13 protein-coding genes are annotated in these 12,342 nt (G+C 61.0%); 6 read left to right on the top strand and 7 right to left on the bottom strand.

Going from position 1 to position 12,342, the window contains the following annotated elements:
- The first annotated feature begins 240 nt into the window (after positions 1 to 240).
- The 3 genes from SOP97_RS19000 (at position 241) to SOP97_RS18990 (ending at position 3,603) form a co-directional block, all read left to right on the top strand.
- Complete coding sequence (locus SOP97_RS19000; protein ID WP_322950479.1) at positions 241 to 1,323, top strand: BMP family ABC transporter substrate-binding protein; 1,083 nt, start codon at positions 241 to 243, stop codon at positions 1,321 to 1,323.
- A 206-nt stretch (positions 1,324 to 1,529) separates the two neighbouring features.
- Positions 1,530 to 2,495, top strand: a complete 966-nt coding sequence (locus tag SOP97_RS18995) for a 2-oxoglutarate and iron-dependent oxygenase domain-containing protein (protein ID WP_322950478.1) — start codon at positions 1,530 to 1,532, stop codon at positions 2,493 to 2,495.
- Positions 2,496 to 2,655: 160 nt separating this feature from the next.
- Complete coding sequence (locus tag SOP97_RS18990; RefSeq protein ID WP_322950477.1) at positions 2,656 to 3,603, top strand: adenosine deaminase; 948 nt, start codon at positions 2,656 to 2,658, stop codon at positions 3,601 to 3,603.
- Positions 3,604 to 3,681: 78 nt separating this feature from the next.
- Here the strand turns inward: SOP97_RS18990 and SOP97_RS18985 are convergent, their stop codons facing one another.
- From SOP97_RS18985 to SOP97_RS18955, 7 genes are all read right to left on the bottom strand, one after another.
- Positions 3,682 to 4,218, bottom strand: a complete 537-nt coding sequence (locus tag SOP97_RS18985; RefSeq protein ID WP_322950476.1) for a cytochrome b/b6 domain-containing protein — start codon at positions 4,216 to 4,218, stop codon at positions 3,682 to 3,684.
- Positions 4,218 to 4,484 carry a PepSY domain-containing protein gene (locus SOP97_RS18980; protein WP_274086329.1) on the bottom strand — a complete coding sequence of 89 codons (267 nt, stop codon included), beginning with the start codon at positions 4,482 to 4,484 and terminating at the stop codon, positions 4,218 to 4,220. Before SOP97_RS18980 ends, SOP97_RS18985 begins: the two co-directional genes overlap by 1 nt.
- Positions 4,485 to 4,681: 197 nt before the next feature.
- Positions 4,682 to 6,793, bottom strand: a complete 2,112-nt coding sequence (locus SOP97_RS18975; RefSeq protein WP_322950475.1) for a TonB-dependent copper receptor — start codon at positions 6,791 to 6,793, stop codon at positions 4,682 to 4,684.
- 82 nt (positions 6,794 to 6,875) lie between these two features.
- Positions 6,876 to 7,247, bottom strand: coding sequence for a DUF2946 domain-containing protein (locus SOP97_RS18970; protein WP_322950474.1), 372 nt, complete (start codon positions 7,245 to 7,247; stop codon positions 6,876 to 6,878).
- Positions 7,248 to 7,354: 107 nt separating this feature from the next.
- Complete coding sequence (locus SOP97_RS18965; RefSeq protein ID WP_322950473.1) at positions 7,355 to 7,837, bottom strand: copper chaperone PCu(A)C; 483 nt, start codon at positions 7,835 to 7,837, stop codon at positions 7,355 to 7,357.
- 308 nt (positions 7,838 to 8,145) lie between these two features.
- Positions 8,146 to 8,532 (bottom strand): DUF2946 domain-containing protein, encoded by a 387-nt coding sequence (locus SOP97_RS18960; RefSeq protein ID WP_322950472.1) that lies wholly within the window; start codon positions 8,530 to 8,532, stop codon positions 8,146 to 8,148.
- 82 nt (positions 8,533 to 8,614) lie between these two features.
- Positions 8,615 to 9,532 carry a LysR family transcriptional regulator gene (locus SOP97_RS18955; RefSeq protein ID WP_322950471.1) on the bottom strand — a complete coding sequence of 306 codons (918 nt, stop codon included), beginning with the start codon at positions 9,530 to 9,532 and terminating at the stop codon, positions 8,615 to 8,617.
- A 103-nt stretch (positions 9,533 to 9,635) separates the two neighbouring features.
- Between SOP97_RS18955 and SOP97_RS18950 the strand changes: the two genes are divergently transcribed.
- From SOP97_RS18950 to gltS, 3 genes are all read left to right on the top strand, one after another.
- The gene (locus SOP97_RS18950; RefSeq protein ID WP_322950470.1) at positions 9,636 to 9,929 is read left to right on the top strand and encodes a putative quinol monooxygenase; all 294 of its coding nucleotides are present in this window, start codon (positions 9,636 to 9,638) and stop codon (positions 9,927 to 9,929) included.
- A gap of 10 nt (positions 9,930 to 9,939) precedes the next feature.
- Positions 9,940 to 10,956: a zinc-binding alcohol dehydrogenase family protein gene (locus SOP97_RS18945; protein WP_322950469.1), complete on the top strand. Its 1,017-nt coding sequence runs from the start codon at positions 9,940 to 9,942 to the stop codon at positions 10,954 to 10,956.
- 188 nt (positions 10,957 to 11,144) lie between these two features.
- On the top strand, positions 11,145 to 12,341 hold the full coding sequence (gltS, locus tag SOP97_RS18940) for a sodium/glutamate symporter (protein ID WP_322950468.1): 1,197 nt from the start codon (positions 11,145 to 11,147) through the stop codon (positions 12,339 to 12,341).
- The last annotated feature ends 1 nt before the right edge of the window (position 12,342 follow it).

Here is a 12,342-nt window from a genome sequence, read left to right as displayed (position 1 = left end):
GATCACACATACCTGTGGGAGGGGCTTTAGCCGCGACGCCCTCAAAGCAACACCGCACCAGCAGGCAGCACGACCTGCACCTTACGCACCAGCACAGCACCACCTCAGAACCCCGCTCCGGCGGGGTTCTGCGTAATAGCGCGGCATTACGCGCTAATTGTCCAGTTGGTCAGCTTTTTGCAATTCAACTCATAGCTGCTTAACAACAACGTACCCACACACATCGGAGTTCCATCAGCCATGTTCGAGAAGAGTAAAAAACCCCTGCTGCGCGCCCTTGTTGCCGCCCTTGGCTTTAGCGCCACCCTCAGTGCTGTTGCCGCCGATCCGTTGAAGGTCGGCTTTGTCTACATTGGCCCGATTGGCGACCATGGCTGGACCTACCAGCATGAGCAGGGTCGCCAAGCGGTGATCAAGGAGCTGGGCGACAAGGTTGAGACCAGCTATGTGGAAAACGTGCCGGAAGGTGCCGACGCCGAGCGGGTGATCCGCAACATGGCCAAGGGCGGCTATGACCTGATCTTCACCACCTCCTTCGGCTATATGAACCCGACGCTGAAAGTGGCCAAGCAATTCCCCAAGGTCACCTTCGAGCACGCCACAGGCTACAAGCAGGACAAGAACCTCGGCACCTACCTGTCGCGCTCCTATGAAGGCCGTTATGTCGGCGGTTTCCTCGCGGCGAAAATGACCAAGACCAAGAAGATCGGCTACGTCGCCTCCTTCCCGATCCCGGAAGTCATCCGCGATATCAACGCCATCCAACTGGCGCTGGACAAGTACAACCCCGGCAGCGAAATCAAAGTGGTTTGGGTCAACTCCTGGTTCGATCCGGGCAAGGAATCCGACGCCGCCAACGCGCTGATCGACCAAGGCGTCGACGTAGTATTCCAGCACACCGACAGCCCGGCTCCGATCCAGACCGCTGAACGTCGTGGCGTTTACTCCGTGGGCTATGCCTCGGACATGGCGCACTTCGGGCCTAAGGCCGTGCTCACCTCGATCGTCAACGACTGGGGCCCGCACTACGTCAAATCCACCCAGGCGGTGATCGACGGCACCTGGAAGTCTCAGGATTTCTGGGGCGGTCTGGCTGAAGACACCATCCGCCTGCCCATCAGCGACCTGGTGCCGGCCGATGTCAAAGCCGAAGCCGAGCAGATCATCGCCGACATCAAGAGCGGCGCTTTCCATCCGTTCACCGGCCCGATCAAGGACCAGAGCGGCGTAGAAAAAATCCCGGCCGGCGTCGCGGCGACCAACGCCGAACTGGCCTCGATGAACTATTACGTGGAAAACGTAAAGGCTGAACTGCCGAAGTAAACCTCGGCTGTGGGAGGGGCTTTAGCCGCGACTGTTCTTAATGTTTGAAAGAATCGCGGCTGTAGCCCCTCCTACGGAACATCACCGATGCCGTCCCTGCTGGCCGACAGCAGAACCGCATCACAAGGGCGCCCCATAACCGAGGCGTCCTTTTTCGCTGCCCTGGGTACGAGAAGACTCGCAGCACCGCCCCACCCGGAGCCTCTATGCACACCCTACCGATTATCGATATCGCCCCGCTCTACAGTGACGACCAAACCTCCTGGCCGGACGTGGCCCAGCAGATTGACCGCGCTTGCCGCGAGTGGGGCTTTTTCTATATCACCGGCCACCCGATCAGCCCGGCGCGCATCGCCGACCTGCTGAGCGCCGCCAAGACCTTCTTCGCCCTGCCGGCCGAGGAAAAACTCAAGATCGACATCACCCAGACCGCCCACCACCGTGGTTACGGCGCGATTGCCACCGAGCAGTTGGACCCGAGCAAACCGAGCGACCTCAAGGAAACCTTCGACATGGGCTTCCATATGGACCTCAACCACCCAGAAGTGCTGGCTGGCAAACCGCTGCGCGGCGCCAATCGCCATCCCGATCTACCTGGCTGGGCCACACTGATGGAGCAGCACTACGTCGATATGCAGGCACTGGCGCAAACCCTGCTGCGCGCAATGACCATTGCCCTGGATATCGACCGCGACTTTTTCGATACGCGTTTTCATGAGCCGATCAGCGTGCTGCGCATGATCCACTACCCGCCGCGTCAGACCGCCAGTAGCGCCGAGCAACAAGGCGCTGGCGCGCACACCGATTACGGCTGCATCACTCTGCTTTACCAAGACGACGCAGGCGGCCTGCAAGTGCGTGCCCGCGACGGCGAATGGATCGACGCACCGCCGATTGCCGGCAGTTTTGTGGTCAACATCGGCGACATGCTCGCGCGCTGGAGCAACGACCGTTACACCTCAACGCCGCACCGGGTGGTCAGCCCATTGGGGGTGGATCGCTACTCCATGCCGTTCTTCGCCGAACCGCACCCGGACACCGAGATCAGCTGCCTGCCCAACTGCTCAGACGCCGCCAATCCGCCCAAGTACCCAAGCGTGACCAGCGCCGAATACCTGCTGTCGCGCTTTGCTGATACCTATGCGTATCGACGGGAAGAACAGCAGGGTTGATAGCAACGACTTACCGTGGGAGGGGCTTTAGCCGCGACATTGCCAGAGCCGTCGCGGCTAAAGCCCCTCCCACAAATAGCGCACAGCCTGGCCGATTCGGCGAAATCCTGTCCCACCGGTTAAACTAGGCGGCAACCACGCCTGATAACGAGATCCGACCATGTACGACTGGCTCAATGCCCTGCCCAAGGCCGAATTGCACCTGCACATCGAAGGCTCGCTGGAGCCCGAGTTGCTGTTTGCCCTGGCCGAGCGCAACAAGATCGCCCTGCCGTGGAATGACGTCGAAGCGCTGCGCAGTGCGTACGCCTTCAACAACCTGCAGGAGTTTCTCGACCTTTACTACGCGGGCGCCAACGTATTGCGTCACGAGCAGGACTTCTACGACCTGACCTGGGCTTACCTGCTCAAGTGCAAGGAACAAAACGTCATCCACACCGAGCCGTTCTTCGACCCGCAGACCCACACCGACCGGGGTATTCCCTTCGAGGTGGTGCTGCGCGGGATCAAGCAGGCGCTGGTGGATGGCGAGAAGCAACTGGGCATCAGCCATGGTTTGATCCTGAGCTTTCTGCGTCACCTGCCCGAAGAAGAAGCCTTCAAAACCCTGGAACAAGCCATGCCGTTCCGCGATGCCTTTATCGCCGTCGGCCTGGACAGCTCGGAAATGGGCCATCCGCCGAGTAAGTTCCAGCGGGTGTTCGACAAAGCGCGCAGCGAGGGGTGCCTGACCGTGGCCCACGCCGGCGAAGAAGGCCCGCCCGAGTACATCTGGGAGGCTCTGGACCTGCTGAAAATTCAGCGCATCGACCACGGCGTACGCGCCATCGAAGACGAGCGGCTGATGCAGCGCATCATTGATGAGCAGATCCCACTGACCGTCTGCCCGCTGTCCAATACCAAGCTCTGCGTGTTCGACGACATGCGCAAGCACAACATCCTGCAAATGCTTGAGCGCGGGGTGAAGGTTACAGTGAACTCGGACGACCCGGCCTACTTCGGCGGCTATGTCACCGAGAACTTTGCCGCCCTGCACGACAGCCTGGGCATGACCCAGGAGCAGGCCAAGCGCCTGGCGCAGAACAGCCTGGATGCAAGATTGGTTTAAGCAACATCATCGCGGCTAAAGCCCCTCCCACAGAGCATATGAACTGTAGGAGGGGCTTTAGCCGCGACAGATAAAAACTCAGTATTCTTCCAGCTTGCGCCGCTTGCCGGTGACCATCGACAGCGGCAGGTTTTCCTGCAGTCGATAGCTTTCAAACAGCGCCGCCGCGATGTGCAGGCCCACCAGGGCCATCAGCGCATTGGCACAGAATTCATGAATTTGCAGCGGTAGATCGGCACCCCAGAAGTAATCGACCTCCTCCATCAGAAAGCCGGTCACGCCCAGGCCGAGCATCAACAGCATCATGCCGATCATCACCAAGCCGCCCAGCGGGGAATGCCCCATGCGGTGGTAATCACGGCCACTCACGAGTGCCCGTATGTGCTCAGCCAGCCGTGCACGGGTCGGCCAAAAGTCTGCCCAACGCGCCGCCGGCGAGCCCACAAACCCCCACAGCAAACGAATCGCCAGCCAGGCTACCGCGTAATAACCCAACCAGCGGTGCCAGTTTTCGCCCTCTTCGGTGAAGAAGTAATTCGCCAGAAAAGCGCCCGCCAAGGACCAATGAAACAGCCTGACCACGGGATCCCACAGGCGTAGGGGCGGTGTGTTCATCAGCCTTCAACGCCACCTTTGATGACCTTGCCGGTGACCGGATCAAAGTAGATTTCGACCTTTTCGCCGTCTTTGTTAAAGCCGTAGATTTCGTAGCAATTGCCGCTGGTCACTTTGAATTTCTTGATCTCGTAACCCTGGCCTTTGAGGTCTGCCTGGAACGCGTCCTGATCCTGCCACTGCGCTTTATCAGCGGTGGTGCACTGGGTCGCAGCGAAGGTCAGCGGGCTAGCAAGCACCAGGGACAGCAGGAGTAATTTGCGCATGAGATGTTCCTTTCGAGAGAGTGGATTAAGGTCTGCGTGCATACACTGCTCGGCGAAGCTTAAAACCTGCTTAAGCCCTGCAAATCTTTTCCCTGGCGCAGAAAAAACCGCACGGGCCGGGCTGTAAAAGACAGAACGGCCGTGCGGTTCGCACAACGAGCGGCGCCGCCTGTTGCCAGGCGGCGCGCACATCAAGATCAGAAACTGAAGTCCACCTTGGTCCACAGCGTGCGGCCTGGTTCGTTGAAGGCTTGCGGGTCGTCCGCAGAAAAACCGAACCCGGCATTACCGGCTAGGTTCAGGTGCTCGCTGTAGGCCTTGTCGAACAGGTTATCCACGCCGGCGCTGAGCTTGGCCTCGGGCGTCAGGCGGTAAGCGGCATTGAGCGAAAACACGGCAAAACCACTGCTTTTATCGAAATCTTTGCCGACCACGTTGCCCTTGCCCTCATCCACCCGGTTCTGCGCCGCGACCACACGCCATAGCGCCCCTGCGCTCCAGTCGCTGCGCTCATAAGCCAAACCAAAACGTGCTTCCAGCGGCGGCGTTTGCCCCAGCGGGCGATCATCGGAGCTGTTCTTGCCCCAGGCATAGGCCAGGCTAGCATCGGTTTTCCAGTTGCTGTTCAGGCGATAACTCATGCCCAACTCGCCACCCATGATCCGCGCGTCGATGTTGCTGGCTTGCGAACGCACATGCCCCGGCATCATCCCTGGGCCGTAGCTGAACAGAATGTAATCACGCACCTGACCGGCGTAGGCGGACGCCCAGGCTTCGAGTTTGGCACCGCGGTAGTTGATGCCGATATCCAGCTGGGTGGTTTTCTCCGGCTCCAGGCTTTCCATCGGTGGCACAAAACCAATGGGGCCGGGGCTGGCGGAGAACAACTCCCAGTAGTCGGGGAAGCGCTGGGTGTGACCGAGGCCGGCATACCAGGTAGCCGGCAGGCGTTGCAGGTCCTGCTCGTAACGCACAAAGCCACTGGGCAGCGTGTCACTGCGGGTTTCATCGGCCGTGGGGTTAGCACGCAAGGTCATGCCGCTGCCGAGCGTTTGCCGGTAATCCTTGACCGAGGCGCGGTCCAGGCGTGCGCCGGTCACCCAGCGCTCGCGCTCGCTGACCTGCCAGGTCAATTCACCGAACAAGCCGTAGTTGTGGAACTCGGCATCTTTATCCCAGTTGAATTGGTCGTAGTCGGTGTACGTCTGGGTCATCATGTTGAAGCTGGAGGCGCGTTTGCGATGCTCGTTGCGCTGAGCATCGACGCCGGCCTTGAGTTCGACGGTGTGCCAGTTCCAGGTGCCCACCAAGCGACCGCCCAAGGTGCGGCGGTCAACATTACTGGCCATGGGGTTGCGCATCATCGCCATGGCATCTTGCGGGTTGGGGCTGCGCAGGCTGAAGTTGTCCATCACGTGGTCGGCGTAGTTGTAATACACCTGCCCTTCCAGGCCTTGGAACACCTCGCCGAGATTCTCCAGGCGCACACGCAGGCCGAGACTCTCACGCAAGAACTGGCTGCCATCCATGCCACGCCCGGCATAACGCGCCTCACCATCGCCACGACCGGCACTGAGTTCGATCAAGGTGTCGTCATTTGGCGTCCAGCCGAGTAGCACGTCACTGTTCCATTTCTGCCAACGCGAGGGCACGGTGTCGCCATTACCGTCCTCATAATCATCGGCCTGGGCGCTGTTGCCGAGCACGCGGACATAGCCCTGACTGCCGCCCGCCGTGGCATCCAGACGACGATCAAAACGGCCATTGGAGCCAGCTAATACGCTGCCATCCACACGTCCGCCGAGGGTTTCAAAGCGCGGCGTGTCACGCTCAAAGAGAATCGTCGCCGCCGAGGCACCCGGGCCCCAGAGCACCGATTGTGGGCCCTTGATCACCGTCAGACGGTCGAAGTTCTCCGGCGACAGGTAGGAGGTTGGCGCATCCATGCGATTGGGACAGGCACCGAGTAGCACGCCGCCATCACTGAGGATGTTCAAGCGCGAGCCGAACATGCCGCGAAACAACGGGTCGCCATTGGCGCCGCCACTGCGGATGGCGTTGAAGCCGGGGATGGTTTTCAGGTAATCCGCACCATCGGCAGCGGGCACCGGCTGACGCGGTTGCTTGGGGTCGGTAACCACGGTGACCGGCGACTGCTGGGCCACACCGGTGACCACCAACGGCGGCAAGTGCAGCAATGATGGCTCGGTGGTTTGCGCGGCATGCGCCTGGGCGGCCAGCAGTAAACCGGCACACAGCGGCGCCAAACGAAACGGTGCAGCAGTGATCAACAGCGAACGAGTCGACATGTTTATTCCAAAATCGAGACAAAACCAGGGTTTGCTCACCGCCGCTCAACAGCGATGACAGACATAACAAGGGCAATGACGATCAGGAATTAATAGGCGGGGCGCGGCTGCGCGAGCCCGGGAAGATGGCCGAGCCGGCAATCCCGCTGCGTACCGGCGCAATAGATGAGGCCTCTGGGGTGATTCCGACCAACGCCAGCGATGGACTGACGCAACCGGTGGCTGGACTGTGCAGCAGCAAGGTGCAATAGCCGCACTTGGCCCACGCGGCCTCATGACTCAGCGAGTGCTCAGCGCTGCCGCTGTGCTCGCCACAGGCCAGCTCAGTCAGCCAAGCTGGTTCGGCAGGCTGACTGAGCTGTGACCACAACGGCCCGACACTCAGCAACAGCATGGCGAACAAGGCCAGGCACGCGGCGCGGTATTGGCCTGAGTGGGCGCGACTACCGGGCATCACGACCACTCAAGGCCGGCACACAACCGCCCTGCTGCACGGCTGCAACGCTGCACTGGGAACGCCGTGGCATGCACACAGCCGTGCCGCTCAGCAAGTGGCGGCGTTTAATGCGCGTGCCCTTCAGCGGGGGCCTGCTCACTGGCTGGAGCATCCTTGTGCACCGCCACGTCTACGTCTAACTGGCCGGCCTTCTCGAAGGTCAGGGTCAGCGGGAAACGCTCGCCGTCCTTGGCCTGCTGCTGCAGGTTGAACATCATCACGTGGTAGCCCATGGGTTCGAACTTCACTTCGCCACCGGCGGGGATGGTTACGTTTTGCACCTGCTGCATTTTCATCACACCGTCGGCATGCACGTGCTCATGTAACTCAGCCTTACCCGCGTGCGGGGTGCTAACACTGAGCAGACGATCCGCCTCGGCGCCCTTGTTGTGCACCACAAAATAAGCTGCCGCCGTAGGGGCTACAGGCGGCATTTCCCGCGACCAGGGGTGGGCGATGTGCAACTCACCGACCGTGTATTCGTGGGCACTGGCAAACAGGCTCGGGCTGAGCAGGGCAGCAATCAGTAAGGTCTTTTTCACTCGCATGATGTGTCTCCATTTATGAACGGGCGGTGCATAGGTGCTGGCAGGGTAAATCTAAGCGCAGGGACGTCAGGTCTGTGCTGCGACGATGCTGCTGCCATTACCCAGTAACAGGTGATGCTGGTGATCAGCTAAGAGCACGATCAGCAACGCGACAACCGCCAGCTCGGCATACAAGTGCCAGCACCAGAGCGGTTATCAACGCGGGGAGCACGTTGGCTCATGGATCAACTCCGATAGCTCATCAGTAGCGTGGCTGCACGAGACAACATGCAGCACAACGACGACAGCCGGGACGTGATGCCCGGTCGCTACAGAGTTGACGGAGAAGCGCGGGGGTTGGCCGAAGGCCAAAGATAGCGAACAGGTCGCGGGGTAAAGAAGAACGTCAGCAGGGGTGCGCGGCTGGGTGCCAGCAAACCTAGCAAACCGAAGAACGCCGCCAGGATGATCGCACTGAAGGTGGAACTCAGGGAGCAGCCGGAGCCGGTGGCAGAATTGGGCGCCACCACACCGGAGCCTTGCAGATCGGCACCGGCACCGAAGTTGCCCTCAAAGGAGCAGTACTGGCTGCTCAATCCGCTGAGCTGCAGGCCGGCCATCTGCCCGTGACCAATACTGCAGGCGAACGCACTGAACAGAACGCTGAAATACAGCATCCAGGCCAGCAGGCGACGGTCAGTACGGGTCATGTTCATGGGGCGCGACTCTAGCATTGCTCTGGGGCGCATGTGACACAGCCGCACTGCGATGGATTGCCGCAGTGCACTGGCGGCAATCTTAGTTCGGCCACGGCGCATCTGCCAACAACTCGGCGCAGCGCGCTTGCACGAACTCACGCAGCAAGAGCACCGGCTTGCTCAGTTGCGCACGGTGCGCGCAGATCAGGTTGAGCGGTGTCGGCTCGCCGCGCAGTTCGGGCAGCAGTACCTGGAGCCGGCCGGCACGCACGTCGCCGGCCACATCCAGCCAGGATTTGTACACCAGCCCGGCACCACTGACCGCCCAACGCCGCACTACATCGGCATCATCACTGACTCGGTCGCCTCTTACGCTAATGCCTTGCTCGCGCTTGCCATCACTGAAGCGCCAGCGGTCATGTAGCCGCCCGCCGAGCATATAGAGCAGGCAGTTGTGCCCGGCCAGTTCATCCACCGATTGCGGCGCGCCATGCCGCTGCAGATACTGCGGTGCTGCACAGAGTACACGGCGGTTCGCGGCGGCAACGGGTAAGGCGACCAGGCTGGAATCCTCTGGGGCGCCGTAGCGCAGGGCAATGTCCACCGGCTCGCGAAACAGATCCGCCACACGATCCCCCAGCAGCAGGCGAAGTAGCACCTGAGGATGCGCCAGCTGAAACTCATCCAGCCAGGGCAACAGCGTATTGCGGCCGAAGTCTGATGGCGCAGACAGCTGCAACGGCCCACTGATGCCGACCTTGCTGCCAGCCAACTGCTGACGGCCGTCATCCAGGCTCTGCAAGGCCAACCGTGCATGGCCGAGAAACAACTCACCCTCGGGTGTCAGCCGCAGGCTGCGGGTGGAGCGGCTGAACAGGCGCGCCTCCAGTTGCTGCTCCAGACGTTTGAGCGCGGCACTGGCCACCGCCGGGGAAATATCCAGGCGCCGCGCGGCCGCCGAGAGGTTGCCCAGGTCAGCGGTGGTGACAAACAACTGCAGATCATCAAAACGCAGCATGGCAGCTCATTATCAAAAAAATATTGAAAGAGACTCTAGTAGCAGACTGTTTTTCTCGTCAATCAAATAACCGAGCATTGCCAGCACTTAACCGGAGTCCACCATGACCACGCCACTGACCCTGATTGCCACCATCACTGCCCTCCCCGGCCAGGCCGAGGCTGTTGAAGCAGGCTTGCGCCAATTGGTGCCGCCCAGCCAAGCCGAAGCCGGTTGCCTGCAATACAACCTGCACCGCCATCAGGAGCTGCCCAACCGCTTCATCATGGTTGAGCAGTGGCAGGACGCCGCCGCACTCCGCGCGCACCAGCAGACCACACACTTTCTGCACTTCGGCGAAACCTGCGGCAGCCTGCTGGAACAGGTCGATCATCAACTGATGCAACGCATTCTCTAAGGAGCACTCTATGAAAGCTGTCGCCTATTACCAGTCTCTGCCCATCGACCACGTCGACGCCCTGCTGGATGTCGAACTGCCTGCGCCGACGCCCGGCCCGCGCGACCTGCTGGTCGAGGTCAAGGCCATTTCGGTCAACCCGGTAGACACCAAGATCCGTCGCAATGTCGCCCCTGAAGACGGCGCAGCCAAGGTACTGGGCTGGGACGCCAGCGGTATCGTCAAGGCCGTGGGCAGCGATGTCAGCCTGTTCCAGCCTGGTGACCGGGTGTATTACGCCGGGGCGATCAACCGCGCCGGGGCCAACAGCGAGCTACATGTGGTGGATGAGCGCATCGTCGGGCGTATGCCAGCAAAGCTGGCGTTTGCCGAAGCTGCCGCCCTGCCGCTGACCGCAATCACCGCCTGGGAGTTGTTGTTTGAGCGACTGCAAGTCAGCCAAGGCAGCGCAGACCTGGGCCAGAGCCTGCTGATCGTCGGTGCAGCCGGCGGCGTGGGTTCCATCCTGGTGCAGCTGGCACGTCAACTCACTGGCCTGACGGTGATCGGCACCGCATCCCGCCCCGAGACCCAAGCCTGGGTTCGCCAGCTGGGCGCCCACCATGTGATCGACCATCGCCAACCGTTGAGTGAAGAGCTGAAACGCATCGGTATCAATCAGGTCACCCATGTGGCCAGCCTGAACCAGACCGATCAGCACTATGCGCAACTGGTCGAAGCCCTCGCGCCGCAAGGCCGTCTGGCGCTGATTGACGATCCGGAGCAGCCGCTGGACATCATGCAACTCAAGCGCAAAAGCCTGTCGCTGCACTGGGAGCTGATGTTTACCCGCTCGCTGTTCGAGACCGCCGACATGATCGAGCAGCATCGCCTGCTGCAACGGGTTGCAGAACTGGTCGATGCCGGCACCCTGAAAACCACGCTCGGCGAACACTTCGGCAGCATCAACGCGGCCAATCTGCGCCGCGCCCATGCGCTGCTGGAAAGCGGCACGGCACGCGGCAAGATCGTTCTCGAAGGCTTCTAGGCCACGCGCCAAATCGAGCCAACGCCGCGCCTCTAGCGCGGCCCTTGGCCCATAGGTTGCACAGCGCCGCCAGGCGATTCGACAGCACAGCATTCCTTAGCTAGAACTCTACTAACCGCACGCATAATCCCGCTGCCGCGACGATACGGCGGCTTCAACTGCGGACGTCCATCGCAAGGAGTTCCGCAGTGACCTTACTCCCCCTGGAAACCCTGCTAGTCGCCACCCTGGTGCTGCTGCTCGGACGCTGGGTTAACCGCCAAATACCACTGTTGTCGCACTACAACATTCCCGACCCCATCACCGGCGGCCTGCTGTTTGCCGTCGGCATGCTGATCAGCGGCGAACTCAGTAGCTTCAGCCTCGAGTTCGATTCCACGCTCAAGCCGGTGTTGCTGTTGGCGTTTTTCGCTGCCGTGGGCCTGTCGGCCAATCTCAGCCTGCTCAAGCAAGGCGGCAAACGCCTGCTGATGTTCGTACTCGTACTGATCCCCTTCCTGCTTCTACAAAACCTCACAGGGCTATTAATCGCCTGGGGGCTGGATATGCATCCGCTAATGGGGTTGATCGGCGGCAGCATCACCTTGGTCGGCGGCCACGGCACGGGCGCGGCGTATGCCGAACGCTTCGCCGAGGTAAACAACATCCAGTCAATCATGGAACTGGCGATGACCGGAGCCACCCTCGGCCTGGTATTGGGCGGCATCTGCGGCGGGCCACTGGCGCAGTGGCTAATCAAGCGTCACCAACTGGCGGGCAGCGATGGCCAAGCGGCCGCCACCTACATAAGCAGCGACGCCACCGAGGCTGCGCCCATTAAAGCAGGCAACCTGATTCCCGTACTGGCGGCGGTGTTGATTGCGGTACTCGCCGGCAGCTGGCTGGCCAATCTGGTCAGCGGCGGGCCAGTTACCCTGCCGAGCTTTCTTTGGTGCCTGCTGCTGGGCGTAGCGATCCGTAATGGCGGCCACCTGATCGGTTTACGCTTTAACGATGCGGCCATCGATATGCTCTCCAGCCTGACCCTGGCGCTGTTTCTGGCAATCACCATGATGGCGCTGAACTTGGCCAGTGTTGCCAGCCTGGCCGGGCCACTGCTACTGATCCTGCTGGGGCAACTGCTAGTCGTGTTGATCTATGGCGGCCTGCTGGTCTATCGCGCGGTGGGGCGTGACTATGAAAGTGCGGTGATGTCCGCCGCCTTCTGCGGCTTCGCGATGGGCGCCACCGCCACCGCTATTGCCAACATGCAAGCGATTACCCAGAAATACGGCCCCGCTCCCCAGGCATTTTTGGTGGTGCCTCTGGTCGGTGCGTTTCTCATCGACTTGCTCAACGCCCTGGTTCTTACCGGCTACCTGTCACTGCCCTGGGTTGGAGGTTGAG

The organism is Pseudomonas spirodelae (assembly GCF_034653255.1).
GTDB lineage: Bacteria > Pseudomonadota > Gammaproteobacteria > Pseudomonadales > Pseudomonadaceae > Aquipseudomonas > Aquipseudomonas spirodelae.
The sequence above is the reverse complement of the archived record's forward strand: the minus strand, read 5'-3'. Positions and strand labels throughout refer to the sequence as shown.